Source organism: Streptomyces sp. NPDC048182, assembly GCF_043202555.1.
Taxonomy (GTDB): domain Bacteria; phylum Actinomycetota; class Actinomycetes; order Streptomycetales; family Streptomycetaceae; genus Streptomyces.
Genome location: NZ_JBIDAQ010000013.1, coordinates 141,932 through 159,467, shown reverse-complemented (window position 1 = coordinate 159,467; position 17,536 = coordinate 141,932). Strand labels below are relative to the sequence as shown.

The following is a 17,536-nucleotide window of genomic DNA, read 5'->3' as shown; positions in this document are numbered from 1 at the left end:
GGTGCGGAACGGGAACGGGGCCCGGAGCATGGAAGGACGGCCCCGTTCCCGGCCCGCCGTCGGAGGCACTCATGACCCACACCCGCGAACCGACCGGCAGCACCCAGACCTCGCACCGCCCGCCGGCCCTGCACGGCGGCGGTGTGCTCATCAGCTTCGCCCCCTGGATCATCTTCGACGTGGTCGCCGGGCCGAGCACCTGGAAACTCGCCGCCTTCACCGCGCTCGTCGCCTCGGTGGTGCTCAGCCTGCCCGACCTGCGGCACGGCACGGCGAAGATCCTCAACGTGGCCGCCATCGTCTTCTTCGGCGTGATCTGGATCCTGGGCTTCGTACTGGACCGCCACGACCTGATCTGGCTGGAGACCTACGCGCAGGTGCTGTCCAACGGCGTCCTCGCGGTGGTGGCCCTCGCCTCGCTGCTGACCGTGCCCTTCACCGAGCAGTACGCCCGGGAGTCGGTGCCCCGGGAGCTGTGGAGCAGTCCCGGCTTCCACCGCACCAACTGGGTGCTGACCGCGGTGTGGGCGGCGGTCTTCCTGATCACCGCCGTCCTGGGTCTGATCGCCGTGCACACGACGGGCGCCGGTGACTGGCTGAACTGGGTGATCCCGATCATCCTGCTGGTCCTCGCGATCAAGTTCACCAAGTGGTACCCGGCGTACGTCCGGGGGCGGGGCTCGCGGGCGGGGTGACCCGCCCGGACCATTCGAGCACCAGCCAGCCCCGGTGCGGCACCTGCGCGGCGGCCTCCAGGACGCCGTCGCGCAGGTGCGCGGGCACCTGTACGGGCTCGGCGAGCGGGGCGAGCAGGTGGGCGGCCGGGGCGGTGACCGTGCCGGGCAGGTGGACGCGGACGCGGGCGGGGTCGGCACTGCCGTTGGCGACGGCCAGGCGGTGCCGGCCGTCGGCCGTGCGGGTGTGGTGCGGGATCAGGTGGGGGCCGCCGGTGAGCAGCGGAAGGCGGGGGCGGGGCCCCTCCAGGTGGCGGATCATGGTGTGCAGCAGCCGCTGTCCTGCGTCGTCGTACGGCAGCAGATGGGGAGAGGTGGCGGCCAGGATGCCGACGCGTCCGCCGAGAACGTTGGTGTGCAGGCAGCGGCCGACGCCCCAGAGGCCGCCGTCGGGCGTGCGGATCGTGCTCAGGACGCGGGTGGCGCCGAGGGCGTGCAGCCGGGCCAGGGCGGGCTGGACGTTGACGCTGAGGACGGTGTCGCCCGCGCACTCGTACGCGTAGGGCCCCGGGGAGGTCTCCTGCTCGCGGGTGGCGAGGCCGTCCACGGCGACGCCGAGCAGGTCGGCGTGTCCGCGCCGGGCGAGGATGTGCGCCGCGGTGCCGTCGAGCAGCAGGCCGCCGGCGAGCAGGGCGCGCACCTCGGTGTCGCCGGGGGCCCACGCGGCGGTGCCGAAGAGGGCGCGGACCGGGGCCCGGCCGGCGGTGACGGGGACGCCGTTGCGCAGGAGGAAGTCGGCGGCGGGGGCCGGGTCCACGGTCAGGTCGTCGAGGACGCCGGGCCGGGCGGTGTGCACCCGGGCGGCCGCGCCGGCGGGGGCGACCAGGCCGAGGCCCGCGGTGGTGGAGCCGCGGTGGGCGCGGTCGGCGACGTGGTCGAGGGCGGGGCGGGCCCGGCGCAGCAGGCCGGCGACGCGGTCGTGGTCGCGGACCCGGCCGCAGTGGGTGGGGTGCAGGTTGAGCAGCAGGGCGTCGGCGTCGGTCAGTTGGGCGGCGACCAGTTCCGACCAGGTCTGCGTGTCGGACTTGGACCAGGCGGTGTGCGGCCAGTTCTCGAGCTCGGGCTCGCAGCGCACGTGGGGCGGGCGCAGGGTGCGCTGGTGCTCCAGTTGCCAGACGGCGCCGCTCAGTTCGCGGCCGGGTGTGTCGGAGTAGCCCGTGAAGTGCGGGCGGTGGTGGGCCGTGCCACCGAGGGTGAGGGCGGCGAAGAGGTCGTCCCAGTCGCGTCCCTCGACGTCGTGCGCGGCGGGGAGGGAACTCATCAGGCCGAGCCGGGTGCGGCCGTCCGACTCGCGGTCGACGGCCTCGGCGACGAGGGCCGCGACCTCCGTCTGGGCGGTGTGCCAGACCTGTTGGAGCAGTGCGCGCCACGGGTGCGGCGGGCCGGGGCGGGTGACGGCGGCGACGACCTCCGCACGGCTGACCGGCCGGCCCACCAGCGGCGCGAGCCGGTCGAGCATGACGGGTTCGAAGCCGCCGCCCCAGGTCACGGGGGCGTGGTTGTGGTAGCGGAAGTCGTCCTCCAGCCACAGCACCCGCGGCGCCAGGCGGGCGAAGCGGCCGTAGTGGCCGGTCAGCCAGGCGCGCCAGGTGGGGCACGCGAAGGACGCCTGGGCGGTGGCGGTGGTGCCGTCGGGGCCGGTCATGGGCGCGAGGCCGAGCCGGTCGCGGCGGCCCCGGTCGGCGTGACCGGTGGTCACCCAGGGGTTGAGGGAGACGCCGAGCCCGGCGTCCCGCAGGACGCCGGCCGCCGTCGCCGCCCGGTCGTACAGACGGTCTTCGTCGGTGCCCGCCGGGTGGCCGGGGAAGAACTCCTCGGCGGCGAGCATCAGGACGACCTCGCCGACACCGGTCTCGTGGCAGTACTGGGCGAGTTCGGTGCTGCGGCGGACGGTGTCGGCTCCGGGACGGAGCTGGAACCGCAGGTGGTACCGGGCGGGCATGGGCGTCCTTCGCGGGTGCCGGAGGGCGTGGTGGTGACGGGTAGCGGGGCCGGACGCCGCCGCGCCCGGCGGTGTCCGGCCCCGGTGTTCAGTGGGACCGGGCGGTGGTGAGGGTGAGGGTCTGCTCGGCCGCCGTCCGGGCCCCGCCGACGCCGCCGCCGGTGTCGGTCCAGGCGCGGGCCGGGGTGGTCTCGGCGAGCCGGCCGGAGCGGGCGGACAGGCCGAGGACGAGTCCGCTGTAGCGGTTGACCAGCCGTACGGTGCCGGTGGCGCGGCCACGGGTGTCCCGGCCGGGGACGACGAACCACTGCTGGCCCACGGTGGGTCCGGCCGCGGGCGCCGCGCTCACGGTGGGCTTCGCGCCCCAGGCCCGGCCCGCGTCGCGGGTGGCGTCCACGCCGAGGAGGCCGCCGGTGGCCGCGTTGGCGATGCGGTAGGAGCCGTCGCCGTTCGCCGTGAACACCCAGCGGGCGCGGGGATCGGCGGGGCCCTCGGGCCGGGAGGTGGTGCCGGTGCCGCCGGCGGCCTGGGTGAGGACGCGGCCGGCGCCGCTGCGGATGCCGGTGGGCGTGCCGGTGGTGACGACGGCGGCCGGGCTGCTGGTCGAGATCGTGGTGTCGTAGTACTCGCCGTCCACGCCGCCGGAGCACTGGAAGGAGCAGTAGCTGCGGAAGGTCTTGCCGACGATGGTGGAGCCGGTGCGGTTGACCGGGTCGAGGACCCAGCGGTACCAGGAGCCGGTGTGGTAGGCGCCGGTGTCGCCGATCAGCCGCCATTTCTGGGTGCTCAGGTCGTCGGTGGCGTAGAGGCGCTGGGGTTCGCCGCTGTCCTGGGTGAGGGCCTCGGGCTGGCCGATGTAGAGGCCGAGGTGGGCGTCGTAGGCGATGTTCATGGTCAGCAGGTCGGACTTGGCGGGCAGCTGCCCGGCGGCCTGCTGCTGCGCGACCGAACCGGCGTTCTGCGGGCGGTAGTCGTGGACGACGGGGGTGTAGCCGGTCGGGTGGCCGGCGTCGACGGGTTCCATGTTGCTCTCCAGGCCGCCGAGTCCGGGCTGGGACCAGGCGCCGTCGTACCACTTGCGCCAGGAGCCCGGTGCCATCTTGGCGGACATCGGGGCGCGGGCCACGTGGGCCCGGCTGCCGTCGGTCCAGCCGCCGGGGACGCCGCCCTTCGGGATGACGCGGGAGTTGTAGTAGACGTAGAAGTAGCCGGAGGCGGTGTCGACGAAGAGGCGGGGGTCGCCGTCGCCGTAGTAGTAGGTCTCGTGCGGGAACGCCCCGGTGTCACCGCGCCGGGTGCTGTAGGGCGAGGTCAGGACGTGGTCCTTGATGGACCAGGTGTGCCCCTGGTCGGTGGAGACGGCGTAGTCGATCGCGTCGTAGTGGAGTCCGTCGCCGAAGGGGTCGGGCGTGAACTCGTTGTGGACCAGGCCGATCCAGTCGCCGGTGTCGGGGTCGGGCCAGACGCCCATCAGGTCGCAGTAGTTCTTCTGCGCGTAGCGCGAGTCCGCGGGCGGGAAGGTGGCCTCGCGGCCGGTGGGGCTGTGGTTGCACCGCCAGGTGGTGTCGTCGTTGCGGTCGCGGGGGTTCGCGGGGTCGACGGCCTCGCTGAGGCCGGCGTCGCGGGTGGCCTTGTCGAAGTCCTTGCCCGAGTAGAACACCCACTCGCGAGGGTCGTCGGCGCCGTACAGGGCGTGCGCGGACTGGTAGTGGAAGGAGCCGTCCTTGTCGGTGAGGACGGCGGCGGGCGAGTCGTCCGGGTGCGTCCAGGGGCCCTTGCGGCCGACGGTCACCGTGTAGGCGGGTTCGTGGTGGGTGGCGGCGTGGCCGCGGTCGGTGGCCGCCGGGGAGGCAGGGGTGGCCACCGACAGCAGGGCGGCGGCCGCGCCGAGCGCGGCGGCGATCCGGGTTCGGGAACGGGCTGACACGGAGGGGTCCTCTCCCGCGGGGTGATTAGTTCGACTACAATCCGAACTAATGAGTGGGCATGTCAACCCCTTGACCGGTCCCGACCGGTGATCGGGCCGGCGGCCGGAGGCGGCTCGGGTGGTGTTTGCCAAGATGAGCACGGTCGAGCGCGGGGAGCGTGAGGAACGGGTGAGGAGCGGGGCGGAAGCGGCCGTACCGGTCGCCGACGGGCGCGGGGCGGTGCGGCGGGCCAATCTGGCGGTGCTCCTGCGCCTGCTGCGGGACGCCGGTCCCCGGTCGCGGGCGCGGATCGCCGCGGACACCGGGTTGCCCAAGCCGACGGTCACCGCGCTGGTGGCCGAGTTGACCGCGCTGGGCCTGGTCCGCGAGGGCCCGGTGCGGCGGGAGGGCTCGGTGGGCCGGCCCGGGGCGCTGGTGCACCTCGACGGCCGGGACGTGGTGGGCATCGGCGCCGAGATCAGCACGAGCTACCTGCGCGTGGTCGCACTCGGCCTGGACGGTGCGGTCGCCTTCGAGCGGCGCACCGCGCTGGCGGCCGGCCGGGCCGGTGCGGAGGCGGTGCTGGACCTCGCCGCGGCGGCGGTGCGGGACTGCCTGAGCGCGCTCGGCGCGTCGGGAGCGCGTGCCGTGGGCCTGACGGTGGCCGCGCCCGGAGTCGTGGACGCCGGGCGCGGCACGGTGCTGTTCGCGCCGGCGCTCGGCTGGCGGGACGTCCCGGTCGCCGGCGGGCTGCGCGACCGGCTGGGGGCCGCCGCCCCCGACATCGCGGTGGAGAACGACGCCAAGGCCGGCGCGATCGCCGAGTACCTGCGCGTACGCGGCGACGACGTCCACGATCTGGTGTGCGTCACCGGGGAGCGCGGGATCGGCGCGGGCATCATCAGCGGCGGCCGGCTGCTGCGCGGTGCCGCGGGGTTCGCCGGCGAGGTCGGGCACATGCCGCTGGGTTCCGGGGCGCGGGCCTGTGTCTGCGGGCGGCGCGGCTGCTGGGAGACCGTGGTGGGTCTCGACGCCCTGCTGTCGGAGGCCGCCGACGGCACGGACCGGGTGCGCGACGACGCCGTGCCGCTGGAGGACCGGCTCGCCGAACTGCGCCGGCGGGCGGAGGCCGGGGACCCGCGCACCGGGCGGGCGCTGGACGGGGTCGCGGCGGGCCTGGGGGTGGGGATCGCCCTGCTGGCCGATGTGCTCAACCCGGCGGTGGTGACGCTGGGCGGGTACTTCAGCCACCTCGGGGACCTGATGCTGGACGGTGTGCGGGCGGCGGTCAGGGACCGGGTGATGGCGCCGGACGGCGGCGGCTGCCAGGTCGACCTGTCGGAGCTGGGGTTCGGCGCGGCGGCCCGCGGTGGTGCGCAGTTGGCCCTGGACGCCGTGTACTGCGACCCCCGGCTGGCGGTCCGCTGAACCCCCCGGCGGGGCGGGGTCAGGCGCCGAGGCCGCTGGGCGCGGTGGGGTGGGGAGCCGCGGAGCGGCAGGGATGCGGGTGGACGTACACCGTGGGGGCCGCTCCCGAGCCGCTGTCGGGGGCGATCGGCTTCGCCTCGCCCTCGATCGGCTCGCCGCAGCGGTCGCACAGATGACTCATCGACGATCTCTCCTCCGGGTGCGGATGTCGGGTCCCGTGGGGTGCCTCCCCACGGGTGCCCGCCCCGCTCCGCATGCCGATCCACCCGATCGGGTGAACCTGCCGGGCCGGCTCCTCGGCGGCGCGAACTCGTCCGCCCCCCGAGCACCCGCGCCGTCGATTGTGAGACACAGCCGGGATGCGGGCCGACGATTCGCCCCTCTCCCCTCCCCCGCAATGTCGACAGATGTCGGCCATGGCCGGGCCGCGGAAGCCCCGGCGGCCGGGCTCCGTCCAGGCACGTTCGGCCCGTTGGCCGAATCCCTCGCCGCTCGCCCGTGGCGTCGTTTCCCTCAGGCACCGTCGGTTACGCGAAGGCCACGGCCCGGGCGGGAACAGGCCCGCCGGGCACGCGACTTCGAGGAGCGACGATGAAGCGGACACTGCACAGGCTGGCCCTGCCGATCGCGGGTGCCGCGGCACTGGCGGTGCTGCCCTCGGCGGCGGCCTCGGCCGCCCCGTCGGCGGCCGAGCCGTGCGTCCAGAAGGTCAATGTCGTCAACAACGGCGCCTATGTGCTGTCGTGGCAGGCGAGCAGCCGCACCGGCAGGCTGTCGGCGGCCACGGACGACTACCCGGTCAACCAGACCCGCACGATCGACCTGTCGACGGCCGGCTACGCCGAGGGCACCCAGGTCAGGCCGCTGGTGCAGGCGGTCGCCGGTACGCAGGAGTTCGGCAACCGGTACGTGTCGTACTGCGCCAACGGACAGAGCGCGACCTACAGCGCCACCGGTACCACGCTGGACCCGGCCGTCACGCTGATCGGCTGACCGGCGCCGCGTGGGCGGTTCCGGCGGCGCGGGTGACGGGTCCCGCCCTCCGAGCGTCGCAGGCGGGCGGGGAGCACATCGGTGTGTGAAGCGTCCGGGGTCGCCCCGGGGTGACCCCGGACGGCCGGGCGGTCGAGCCGTACGCGCGACTACCGGTCGGCGCCGGGTGGCCTCCTCCCCCGGGAGGAGACTCTCCCCCTTGCGTACCGCGACGAAGCCGACGCCGACTTCGACGGCCACCGCGGCGCCGAGCAGGAACCCGCGTGACTCGATGCCGCAGACGGCCGTGACACCGTTGCCCCGGAACGGCCCGGCCAGGCCGCCGATCCATTCAGGGCAGGGCGATGCCGTGGTAGACGCGGTCGAGGAGGCGGTACAGCGGGGGGTCGTAGGTCTGGAGTTCGCGGCGGGTGTTGATCTCGTTGTGGACACCGTCGCCGCCGCGCGGGCCTTCCCGGTTGACGTCGAAGTAGCCTTGCAGGCCCTCCGCCCAGTACTCGGACACGTTGCTGCCCGCGTAGGTGTTGTTCCAGCGGCCGGCGGCGCGGGCCTGCTGGTAGGCGGTGTCCAGGTCGGGGCCGAAGGCGGGGTCGATGTGGCGCAGGGCCATGTCGGCGACGGTGTGCCCGAACTCGTGGGCGAACACGTTCTCGCCGCCCTGGTTGTCCATCAGGTTGGCCTCCGTGCCCACCGACACGGGCAGGAAGTCGGTGGCGCCCATGCCGGCCCAGTAGCGGTCGTCGAGGGACGTCCCGAAGGCGGCCCGCACCTCGGGGATCGAGCTCATCCGCTCGGACCTGGCGACCAGGACGACCCGGACACCGCGACCGGCCAGCTCGTTGACCGGGTAGGACGGGTAGGTCCGGGTGAGGGCGTCGAGCTGGCGGGCGGCCTTCAGCAGGGTGGCGTCGCCGGTCTTCGCCGAGCCGAGCACGGCGATGGACAGGCCGGTGTTGACGTCCTTGGGGCCTTCGACGTACTTGGCGTAGAAGCTGGTGTCGAGGCGGTAGCGGTTCACCACCGCCTGGGGCACGGGTTGCTGGACCACGGTGCCGGCCCGCGCGACCCGGATGCCGGGCGCGGTGGGTGACTCCTGTGCGACGGCCTGTCCGGTCGCCGGCCCCGCCCAGGCCGCGGTTCCGGCCAGGAGGACTGCCGCCGCCAGGGTCCGCCACGGGCGCGTGCTCTGTCCGAAGCTCATGACCGCATGATGCGCGGGAGCGCTCCCACACACAAGGGTGCGGACGGGTACCGGACGAGGATCCGGCCATCGGGCCGGCGCATCCGTCGCCGGGCCCGACGCGGAAGTACCGGTGAGGGCCGATCCCCCGTCGCCCTCACCGCCCCCGGACCGGGTCAGGACCCCGACCGGCCGGGGGCGGACCCCTGCGGGCGGACCCCGTCACTCCTTCGTCGCCGTCGCGGACTCATCCGTACGCATCAGAGTCGTCCTCGCGGAGCAGACGGTATAGACCAGAGATCACAGTGACGGAAGGCGGGAGTCCATGGCGGCGACCACTGGGGCGCAGACCGACGGCGCGCAAGGAGCTCGGGGCAAAGCGCTGGGGGTGTCGATCGCCGCGGCGGTGGGCGGGTTCCTGTTCGGGTTCGACTCCTCCGTCATCAACGGCGCCGTCGACGCGCTGTCCGACCACTTCTCCCTCGGCTCCTTCCTCTCCGGCTTCGTGGTGTCGATCGCGCTGCTCGGCTGCGCCGTCGGCGCCTGGTACGCGGGCCGCCTTGCGGACAGCTACGGTCGGCGGCCGGTGATGCTGATGGGCTCCGCCATGTTCATCATCAGCAGCGTGGGCTCCGCGCTGGCCTTCTCCGTGCCGGACCTGATGGTGTGGCGCGTGATCGGCGGGCTCGGCATCGGCATCGCCTCGGTGATCGCCCCGGCGTACATCTCGGAGGTGGCGCCCGCCTCCGGTCGCGGGGCGCTGGGCTCGTTGCAGCAGCTGGCGATCACCATCGGGCAGCTCGTCGTGCTCAGCTCGAACAAGGGGCTGGCGGGCGCGGCCGGCGGCGCCTCGCAGGACCTGTGGCTGGGCATGCAGGCCTGGCGGTGGATGTTCCTGGTCGGGGTGATCCCGGCGGCCGTGTACGGCATCCTCGCGCTGAGCATCCCCGAGTCGCCGCGCTATCTGGTGCTGCGCGGGGAGGACGAGAAGGCGGCCGGGGTCCTGGAGCGCGTGTCGGGCGAGCCGGACGGCGCGGCCAAGGTGCGCGAGATCCGCGAGACGATGCGCGAGGAGCACAAGAGCTCCTTCGCCGACATCCGGGGTTCACGCTTCGGGCTCCACCCGCTGGTGTGGGTGGGCATCCTGATGGCGGCCTTCCAGCAGCTGGTCGGCATCAACGCGATCTTCTACTACTCGACCACGCTGTGGAAGTCGGTCGGCTTCTCCGAGTCCAGCTCCTTCACCACCTCGGTGATCACGGCCGGCGTCAACGTGGTCATGACCGTCGTGGCCATGCTCTTCGTGGACCGGGTGGGTCGCCGCCGGCTGCTCACCATCGGCTCCATCGGCATGTGCGTCTCGCTCCTTGCGACCGCGATCGCCTTCTCCCAGCAGCAGGGCAGCGGCGACGACGTCACGCTGCCCAGCCCGTACGGCACGATCGCCCTGCTGGGCGCGAACCTCTTCGTGGTCTTCTTCGCCCTCTCCTGGGGGCCCATCCTGTGGATCATGCTGGCGGAGATGTTCCCGAACCGGATGCGCGCCATGGCGCTGGCCATCGGCACCGCCGCCAACTGGATCTTCAACTTCCTGGTGACCTTCTCCTTCGAGCCGGCCACCAGCCACATCGGCCTCTCCTGGCTGTACGGCTTCTTCGCCCTGTGCGCGCTGCTGTCCTTCTTCTTCGTGATCGCCAAGATCCCGGAGACGAACCAGCGCACGTTGGAGTCGATGACCGGCGACACGCACGCCCGCACGCGCACCCAGGCCCCGTGAGCCGGGCGGGTGCGTCTCAGCCGAGTCGGTCGGCCAGGTCGGCCAGGTCCTCGGCGTACAGGTCGAAGCGGTCGGCGGGCGCGGGCGGATCGCCGACGGGGCGGGCGAGGTAGGCGGTGCGCAGGCCGAGGCGCTGCGCGCCGCGCAGGTCCCAGGCGTGGGCGGCGACCATCAGCAGCCGCTCGGGCGCCCGTCCGGAGACGGTGACGGCCAGTTCGTACACCGCCGGGTCCGGTTTGTACGTCCCCGTCTCCTCGACGGAGAGCGCCTGGTGCCAGCGCAGTCCGGCGTGGGCGTTGAGCTCCAGCAGCGCGGTCCGGCTCGCGTTGGAGAGCGCGATCAGCGGGAAGCGCTCGGCGAGCCGGGCGAGGCCGGCCACGGTGTCCGGCCAGGGCGGCAGCCGGCGGCCCGTCAGGGCGAGTTCGGCCACCGCCCCCGGGTCGCCCACCCCGGCGGCCTCGGCGACGACGCCGGCCGCCTCGCGGTCGAGGACGTCGCCGTCGACGTAGGGGCGACGGCCCTCGACGACGCGGCGCTGTTCGCGGCCGACGTGCTCCTGCCACCGGGCGACGAGCCGTTCGGTCTCCCGCTCGTCGGCGGCGGGGACGAGGGCGCGGATGCCCCGGCGGATCCCGGCGGGTTCGTCCACGAGGGTGCCGAGGACGTCGAACACGAGGGCTTCGATCTGCGGCGGTGCCATGACGGGTCTCCTCGGCGGCCGGGCGGCGCGGTGGGCCGAACGTAGCGCATCCCCCGGGGCGGCACCGGGAGGGCGCGGTCGGCCACCGCGTCAGCCGTTCGCAGCAGTCCGGATGCCGGTGCCGCGGGGGCGGACCTAGGGTCGCGGGAGGGCGGTGCCCGTGATGGCGCTCCCCCTCCCCCACCGCGAAAGGCGGGTCTCCCGTGCGTGGATCCGGTACGTCCGAGCCGTCACCCCTTTCGCGTCGACGGGCCCTGACGGGGCTCGGGGCGCTGGCCCTGGCCGGTACGGCCGGTACGGCCGGATGCTCCGCCGGCGCCACAACGGAGCGGGGCGCTCCGGCCGCGCGGGCGACCTCGCCGTCGGCCTCCCGGCCGGGCGGGACGCCCGGGGCGCCCGGGGCGATGCAGCTGTTCGACAACCCGGCCTTCAACTTCCAGGCGCTCTTCGCGCTCGGCGGCGCCGGACAGCGGTCGACGGACGTCGGGGAGGTGCTCACCGCGGTCAACACGATCAACGACCGGGGGCTGAGCAACCAGACCTTCACCGAGACCTTCACCGACTGGGGCGACCGGCTGGCCTCCATGGCGAAGAAGGCGAGCGGCGACGGCGAGAAGGAGACGCGCCGCTTCCGGTCGCTGCGCTCCGCCGCCTACCACGAGCAGGCGCTCTACTTCGTCCTGGGCTCCGACTCCCCCGGCGACGAGCGGGACGTCTACCAGAAGGGCCGCGACGGCTGGGACGACTTCGCCGCGCACTGCTCCCCGCCCGCCGAGACGGCCACGCTGCCGTACGCCGGGAAGCGGATGCCGCTGTGGTTCTTCCGCCCCGACACCTCCGCGACGCGACGGCCGACCATCATCCTGACCAACGGCAGCGACGGCCAGAATGTCGACATGTGGACGTACGGCGTCTCGGCGGCCCTGGACCGGGGCTGGAACGCCCTCGTCTACGACGGACCCGGGCAGGGGCAGCTGCTGTTCGTGGACGAGGTGCCCATGACCACCCGCTGGGAGACGGTCGTGACGCCGCTCGTGGACTGGCTGGTGCGGCGCAAGGACGTCGACCCGAAGCGCATCGCCCTCTCCGGGCTGAGCCTGGGCGGCGACCTGGCCCCGCGCGCCGCCGCGTTCGAGCCGCGGCTGGCCGCGGTCGTCGCCTCCCCCGGGTGCGTGGCTCCCTGGTCCGCCTTCCCCGGCGAGATCCGCAAGATCCTCACGCCCTCCAAGGAGGAGACGAACGAGATCTGGAACAAGGAGGTCGTCCCCGAGCTGCCCAAGGAGGACCGCTTCACCCTCAGCAAGCGGTTCGAGCCCTACGACGCGGCCGTGATGACCGCGGCCCGCAGGGGCAAGATGTTCACCGACTTCTACACGCCCGCGCGCGTGCTCGTCGGCCTCGACATCAGCAAGGTCGCGGGCCGGATCACGATGCCGGCCCTGGTGGTGAACTTCCAGGACGACCAGTTCTTCCCGGGCCAGGCGCAGAAGCTGTACGACCTGGTCGGCGGGCCCAAGGACCTGGTCGACATGGACCGGACGCAGGGCGCGCAGCTGCACTGCTCCCCCATGGCGCCCCAGTACTACAACGAAGTGGTGTTCGACTGGCTGACCGAGACGCTCAAGGTCGACTAGGCCGTTTGAGTAAGCTGCACTGATGAAGAGGACCGCGTGAGAGACCGGACCCGTGAGGCGCCCGAGGTGCCGTCGGGATGGTGGCGGCGTCTGCACGAGCTGTGGCTCGCGGCCGTGCGGGCGCAGGACGTCACCGCGCTCGCCACGCTCGTCTACGCCGGTTTCTCCGAGGTGGCCGGAGCCGTCGCGGTCGTCGGAGCGCGGTGGGAGGGACGGGACACGCGCTATCTCCGCCGGTGGACGCCCGACGCGCCCGAGCAGGTCACCTGGTATCCGGCCGCGGCCGACTGGCCCGGCGGGTCGGCGCCGCCGCCGGTTCTCCCGGCCGGGGACCGCCCGGTCGTCCGCCGGTGCGCCCTGGACGGTCCGGCCGCCGTGCCGCCGCTGGTGGCGCCCTCGCTCCGGGAGACCGGCGCGGTCGCCGTGGTGGAGTGCCTCTTCCCGCTCGGGGCCGACGACGCCGCGGGCCTGTGGGTGGGCCTGGACCACGAGCCGTCCGAGGAGGAGCGGCGGGTGCTCGCCGAGCAGCTGGTGCAGGTGGCCGACGTCCTCATGGCGAGCAGTCGGCGCATCCTGGAGGAGGAGGTCCACGAGCGGCGCCAGGCGCGTGACGCCTTCCTGGCCGAGGCCTCGCTCCAGATGGACGAGAGCCTGGAGGTGGAGGAGACGCTGCGCCGGGTGGCGCGGCTGGCGGTGCCCGCGGTGGCCGAGGGCTGCGCGGTGCATCTCTTCCGGCCGGACGGGGAGCTGGAGCCGGTCGCCACCGCCCATGTGGCGGCCGACGCGCAGACCTGGCTCGGCGAGGTCGCCCTGCACGACGCCTGGCTCGCCGCGCAGCTGCACCGGATCGCCGGGCAGCCGCGGGGGCAGGTGCTGGCGGGCGGGGGCCTGACCGGTGGACCCTTCGGGCCGGACGCCGTGGGCGACGGCAAGACGATCCGGGCGCTGAGCGTCAGTCCGCTGCGGGCCCGGGGCCGGGTGCTGGGGACGCTGACCTTCCTCTACCACCGGGACGACACCAGCCTGGCGGACCTGCCGACCCTCGCCGACCTGGCCGGCCGGGCGGCGCTCGCCATCGACACGGCCACCCTCTACGCCCAGCGGCGGCAGCACGTGGAGACCCTGCAACGCCAGCTGCTCCCCCGGGTCCTGCCCGAGGTGCCCGGGGTGGTGCTGAGCGCCGCGTACCAGGTGGGCGATCCCAGTCTCGACGTCGGCGGCGACTTCTACGACGCGGTGATCACCGACGAGCGAATATCGCTGTTCATCGGCGACGTCTGTGGACGCGGGGCCGAGGCGGCGGCGTACACCGCGCTGGCCCGGCACACGCTGCGCACCCTGCTGGCGGACGGCGCGGCACCGGGACCGACCCTGGCGCGACTGAACCGGGCGCTGATCGAGGAGGGCGCCTCCCGTTTCGTCACCGCGCTGGTGGTCACCCTCACCCCGGCCGCCGGGGGTGGCTGGGACGCCGAGCTGGCCGGCGGGGGGCATCCGTGGCCGCTGGTGCGGCGCGCCGACGGTGCGGTGGCGGAGCTGCCGGCCCGCGGGCTGCTGCTGGGCGTCGTGCCCGGCGCCGAGTACGCGGCGCACCGCGTCCCGCTGGCGGACGGGGACGCCCTGGTGCTGTTCACGGACGGCCTCACGGAGGCCAGGGCGGCGGACGGCACCTGTTTCGAGGACCGTCTGCCGGAGGCCGTACGACGGTTCGGGGCGGCCGGTGAGCTGTCGGCGGAGCGGCTCGTCGCGGCGGCCTCGGACTTCCGCGAGATGGGGGACGACGACACCGCCGTACTGATCGCCCGGCTGGAGGGACGAACGTGATGCAGGCGCAGGTACCGGGCAAGCGGCTGGACAACGGCCGGGTCCTGGTGGTGGAGGACTCGCAGGAGGACGCCGAGGCGATCGAACGCGCCCTCGGGCGCAGCCATCCCCAGCTCCGTCTGGAGTTCCTCGACCGGGGCGACGGCCTGGTGGACCGCCTGCTGGGCGAGGACGAGGTGCCCGGCATCGTGCTGCTCGACCTGAACATGCCCGGCGTGGGCGGTCACGCGGTGCTGCGGGCGATCCGCGCGCGGCCGGAGCTGGCGGAGATCACCGTGGTGGTGTTCACCTCCTCGACGGCGCCGCCGGAGGTCGACGCGTGCTACGCGGCCGGGGCGGACAGCTACATCTACAAGCCGCTCAACTTCCACCTGTTCCGCACCGTCCTCAAGGGTGCCCTCGACTACTGGCTGGAGGCCAAGGGTCAGCCGCCGACCTCACCGGGCGGCTCCTCGCCGAGGGTGAAGTAGAAGGCCGTGCCCTCGCCGGGGGTGCTGGTCAGCCAGAGCCGCCCGCCGTGGCGTTCGACGATGCGCTTGACCACGGCCAGGCCCACGCCGGTGCCGCCACCGCGTTCCCGGGGTCCGTGCAGCCGCCGGAAGAGCTCGAACACCTCCTCCTGCCGCTCGTCGGGGATGCCGATGCCGTTGTCGCGGACGACCACGGCGGGCCCGGCCCGTCCGGTGCCGGGGGCCACGGCGTCCTCCATGGCCACCTCCACCGTGCGGTCGGGCCGGTCGGCGGCGTACTTCGCGGCGTTGACCAGCAGGTTCAGCAGGATCTCGAAGAGCCGGTCGGGGTCGGCTCCGACACGGGGCAGCGCCTGGGGCCGCACCACCCGCACCCGCTCCTCGGCGAGGCGGGGTCCGGCCACCTCGAGGGCGGCGTCCAGGACGTCGTCGAGGGCGACGTCCTCCCTGCGCAGGCCGGTGCGGCCCATCCGGGCGTAGTGGAGCAGCGAGTTGAGCAGGTCGTCCATGCGGGCGGCGAGCCGCCGCATGGTCTCCAGGCGGCGCACGCTGGTGGCGTCCAGGCTCTCCGCGGCGTCCTCCAGGGTGAAGGTGGCGGCGTTGGCGATGCCGCGCAGCGGCTCCTTGAGGTCGTGGGCGGCGACGTGCGCGAAGGAGTCGAGGTCCAGGTTGGTCATCCGCAGTTCGTCATTGAGCTGGTCCAGTTCGTCGGCGTGGCGCAGGACCAGCTCGGTGAGCAGCCGGCCCATCTCCGTCGCCGCGGCCTGGTCGCGAGCGGTCCAGGGCAGGCTGCGGCCCCGGATCATCGAGCGGAAGACCGCGCTCGAGCCGCGCGGGGTCAGGCGCTCGCCCTGCGGCCCGACCAGGACGGGACGGGCGGGGTCGGCGGCCCAGTCACGCGGGGTCGGGCGCTCCTGCCGCACCCAGGCCAGGTAGTCGCCACTGCGGCCGACGGGCAGCAGCAGCACACCCGCTGGGCAGGCTTCGGGCGCCGGCCCGGTGCCGTCCGCGGCGAGGAGTTCGGGCAGCCGGTCGGTGGACCAGACGCCGCCGGACGCGGCGCGGGCCGCGTACGGGCCGAGGGCCCGCACGACCTCCTCGGGGACGGGCAGGCCGGCCGAGGACACCCGGCCCCCGCGCACCAGCAGGACGCCGTCGGCGCCCACCAGGTCGCGGACCGCGCTCTCGTGCCGCAGCAGCGAGGCGTCGACGTCCTCCTCGAGCAGTCCGGCGACCGCGGCCACGTCCCGGCCCGAGCGCTCCAGGGCGTCCGCGCGGTGCCGCTCCTCGATGGCGGCCAGCTGCATGGAGAAGGCGGTGCCGAACAGCTCGCACGCCGAGCGCACCTCGGGGGCGAGGGTGCGCGGCTCGGCGCCGTGACAGGCGATGAGGCCCCACAGGCGGCCCTCGCGCAGCAGGGACACCGACATCGAGGAGCGGACCCCGATGTTGCGCAGGTACTCCAGGTGGTAGCCGGAGACCGTGCGCAGCGCGGCACCGGACAGGTCGAGCGGGGTGCCGGTGGCCGGGCGGCGCTCGGGGCGGAGGCGGACGGTGGGGTCGTCGACGTCCCGGATGACGCGGATCCAGTTCTCCTCGTACAGCCGCCGGGCCTGCGGCGGGATGTCGGTGGCCGGGAACCACAGGCCGAGCCAGGGCTCCCAGCCCTCCCTGACGTCCTCGGCGACCACTTCGCCGGGGCCGTCGGCGCCGTCGAACCGGTAGGCGACGACCCGGTCGTACCCGGTGAGCCGGCGCACCTCGCCGACCGCGGCGCGGCAGCAGTCGTCCACCGTGCCGGCGGAGCGCAGCCGGCGCAGGGCGCGGCGGACCTCCTGGTAGAAGCCGGCGAAGCGGAAGGCGTCGCCCTCGTCGCGCGGCTCGAACTCCAGCACCACCAGGCCCTCGCGGCGGTGCGCCGACAGGTCGAAACCCGTCCGGTGCCCGGGGGCACCCGCCGTGACGGGGAGCGTGGCGGCGACGAAGTCGGCCTCGGCGGACGCCGCCAGGGCCTCGGCCCAGTCGGCGTCCGCCAGTACGGCCGTGACGGGCCGGCCGACGAGCTCGTCGGCCGGCGTGCCGAGGAGGGCCGCGGTGTTCTCGGCGGCGGTGTCCACGAGGGCGCTCGCCGGGTCCACCGCCAGCAGGGTGCCGTGCGACTGGACGCCGCCCAGCTGGTGGATCCGCTCCCGCACGCACTGCGAGAGGTCGAAGCCCGTGCCCACCGAGGCCTCGGCCGCCCTGGCCCGTTCCGACAACCACTCGTCCGTCATGGACCGATCATGCCCCACCGGCCCGCCCGCCGGAGCCGGCCCCCGTGGGCGCGCCGCGCAGGACGAGCAGGAGGCCGGCGCCGACCGTGACGACGGTCTGCACGACGCGGGGGTCCGCCTCGACCAGGGCGCGGAAGCCGGCCACCTGGTCGGCGTGGGAGAGGACGTTGTCGACGGCGAGGAGGCCGGACGGGGCGAGGGCGCGGACCAGGTCGGGCCAGTAGCCGGGGTAGGCCGGGCGTTCGGCGTCGAGGAGGATGAAGTCCCAGTGCGCGTCCGGGGACTGCCGCAGGGTCTCCGCGGCGTCCTGCACGCGCAGCTCGACGTCGGCGTGGAGCGCGGCGCGGTCGAGGTTGCGCGCCGCCTGCGCGCTGCGTCCGGGGTCGGTGTCGACGCTGACGAGGTGGCCGCCGGTGTCGCGGAGGGCGTCCGCGAGCCAGAGGGTGGAGTAGCCGTTCGAGGTGCCCAGTTCCAGCGCCCGGCGGGCGCGGCCGGCCCGCACGACGAGGGCCAGGAGGGCGGCGGAGTCGGGCTCCAGGTTGCGGAGCCGGTCGAGGCGGTTGGGCTCGGCGGCGTCGTGCGCCCGGCCGTGGCGGTGCACTTCGCCCAGCAGGGCGGTCAGCTCTGGGTCCATGGAGGCGTCCTACCCGGGAGCGGACGTGCCCGTGCCCCGG

14 protein-coding genes are annotated in these 17,536 nt (G+C 74.4%); 7 read left to right on the top strand and 7 right to left on the bottom strand.

All coding sequences use genetic code 11. The annotated features are described in order from the left end of the window. Nucleotides 1–71: 71 nt before the first annotated feature. Nucleotides 72–695, top strand: coding sequence for a hypothetical protein (locus ACGFZL_RS24375; protein ID WP_393694687.1), 624 nt, complete (start codon nucleotides 72–74; stop codon nucleotides 693–695). On the opposite strand, the gene ACGFZL_RS24370 is transcribed toward ACGFZL_RS24375, so the two are convergent. Next, a complete protein-coding gene (locus tag ACGFZL_RS24370) occupies nucleotides 643–2,676 on the bottom strand; it encodes a hypothetical protein (protein WP_393694685.1) in 2,034 nt (677 codons plus the stop codon). The genes ACGFZL_RS24375 and ACGFZL_RS24370 overlap by 53 nt on opposite strands. Before the next feature lie 88 nt (nucleotides 2,677–2,764). Further along, entirely contained in the window at nucleotides 2,765–4,603 is a 1,839-nt protein-coding gene (locus tag ACGFZL_RS24365) for an RICIN domain-containing protein (RefSeq protein WP_393694683.1), read from the bottom strand. A gap of 133 nt (nucleotides 4,604–4,736) precedes the next feature. On the opposite strand from ACGFZL_RS24365, the gene ACGFZL_RS24360 reads away from it, so the two are divergent. Next, nucleotides 4,737–6,011 carry an ROK family protein gene (locus ACGFZL_RS24360; RefSeq protein WP_393694681.1) on the top strand — a complete coding sequence of 425 codons (1,275 nt, stop codon included), beginning with the start codon at nucleotides 4,737–4,739 and terminating at the stop codon, nucleotides 6,009–6,011. A 19-nt stretch (nucleotides 6,012–6,030) separates the two neighbouring features. Here ACGFZL_RS24360 and ACGFZL_RS24355 read toward each other — a convergent pair whose 3' ends face one another. Then, nucleotides 6,031–6,192 (bottom strand): hypothetical protein, encoded by a 162-nt coding sequence (locus tag ACGFZL_RS24355; protein WP_355171705.1) that lies wholly within the window; start codon nucleotides 6,190–6,192, stop codon nucleotides 6,031–6,033. A gap of 410 nt (nucleotides 6,193–6,602) precedes the next feature. Here ACGFZL_RS24355 and ACGFZL_RS24350 point away from each other — a divergent pair, with 410 nt between their 5' ends. Further along, nucleotides 6,603–7,004, top strand: a complete 402-nt coding sequence (locus ACGFZL_RS24350; protein WP_393694679.1) for a hypothetical protein — start codon at nucleotides 6,603–6,605, stop codon at nucleotides 7,002–7,004. 331 nt (nucleotides 7,005–7,335) lie between these two features. Here the strand turns inward: ACGFZL_RS24350 and ACGFZL_RS24345 are convergent, their stop codons facing one another. Next, nucleotides 7,336–8,205, bottom strand: coding sequence for a hypothetical protein (locus ACGFZL_RS24345; RefSeq protein WP_393694677.1), 870 nt, complete (start codon nucleotides 8,203–8,205; stop codon nucleotides 7,336–7,338). A 304-nt stretch (nucleotides 8,206–8,509) separates the two neighbouring features. Between ACGFZL_RS24345 and ACGFZL_RS24340 the strand changes: the two genes are divergently transcribed. Then, complete coding sequence (locus ACGFZL_RS24340; RefSeq protein ID WP_393694675.1) at nucleotides 8,510–9,961, top strand: sugar porter family MFS transporter; 1,452 nt, start codon at nucleotides 8,510–8,512, stop codon at nucleotides 9,959–9,961. A gap of 16 nt (nucleotides 9,962–9,977) precedes the next feature. Here ACGFZL_RS24340 and ACGFZL_RS24335 read toward each other — a convergent pair whose 3' ends face one another. Beyond that, nucleotides 9,978–10,661 (bottom strand): haloacid dehalogenase type II, encoded by a 684-nt coding sequence (locus tag ACGFZL_RS24335; RefSeq protein WP_393694673.1) that lies wholly within the window; start codon nucleotides 10,659–10,661, stop codon nucleotides 9,978–9,980. A gap of 404 nt (nucleotides 10,662–11,065) precedes the next feature. Here ACGFZL_RS24335 and ACGFZL_RS24330 point away from each other — a divergent pair, with 404 nt between their 5' ends. Genes ACGFZL_RS24330 through ACGFZL_RS24320 form a run of 3 tightly spaced genes read left to right on the top strand, consistent with a single transcriptional unit; the run spans nucleotide 11,066 to nucleotide 14,589 of the window. Continuing rightward, nucleotides 11,066–12,295 (top strand): alpha/beta hydrolase family protein, encoded by a 1,230-nt coding sequence (locus tag ACGFZL_RS24330; protein ID WP_393694671.1) that lies wholly within the window; start codon nucleotides 11,066–11,068, stop codon nucleotides 12,293–12,295. A 36-nt stretch (nucleotides 12,296–12,331) separates the two neighbouring features. Continuing rightward, on the top strand, nucleotides 12,332–14,119 hold the full coding sequence (locus ACGFZL_RS24325; RefSeq protein WP_393694669.1) for a PP2C family protein-serine/threonine phosphatase: 1,788 nt from the start codon (nucleotides 12,332–12,334) through the stop codon (nucleotides 14,117–14,119). Continuing rightward, nucleotides 14,119–14,589, top strand: coding sequence for a response regulator (locus tag ACGFZL_RS24320; RefSeq protein WP_393694667.1), 471 nt, complete (start codon nucleotides 14,119–14,121; stop codon nucleotides 14,587–14,589). The genes ACGFZL_RS24325 and ACGFZL_RS24320 overlap by 1 nt, the downstream gene beginning before the upstream one ends. On the opposite strand, the gene ACGFZL_RS24315 is transcribed toward ACGFZL_RS24320, so the two are convergent. Together ACGFZL_RS24315 and ACGFZL_RS24310 are read right to left on the bottom strand one after the other, a co-directional pair. Further along, nucleotides 14,544–16,862 carry an ATP-binding protein gene (locus ACGFZL_RS24315; RefSeq protein WP_393694665.1) on the bottom strand — a complete coding sequence of 773 codons (2,319 nt, stop codon included), beginning with the start codon at nucleotides 16,860–16,862 and terminating at the stop codon, nucleotides 14,544–14,546. The genes ACGFZL_RS24320 and ACGFZL_RS24315 overlap by 46 nt on opposite strands. A gap of 7 nt (nucleotides 16,863–16,869) precedes the next feature. Further along, nucleotides 16,870–17,496 (bottom strand): O-methyltransferase, encoded by a 627-nt coding sequence (locus ACGFZL_RS24310; RefSeq protein ID WP_393694663.1) that lies wholly within the window; start codon nucleotides 17,494–17,496, stop codon nucleotides 16,870–16,872. Nucleotides 17,497–17,536: the final 40 nt, after the last annotated feature.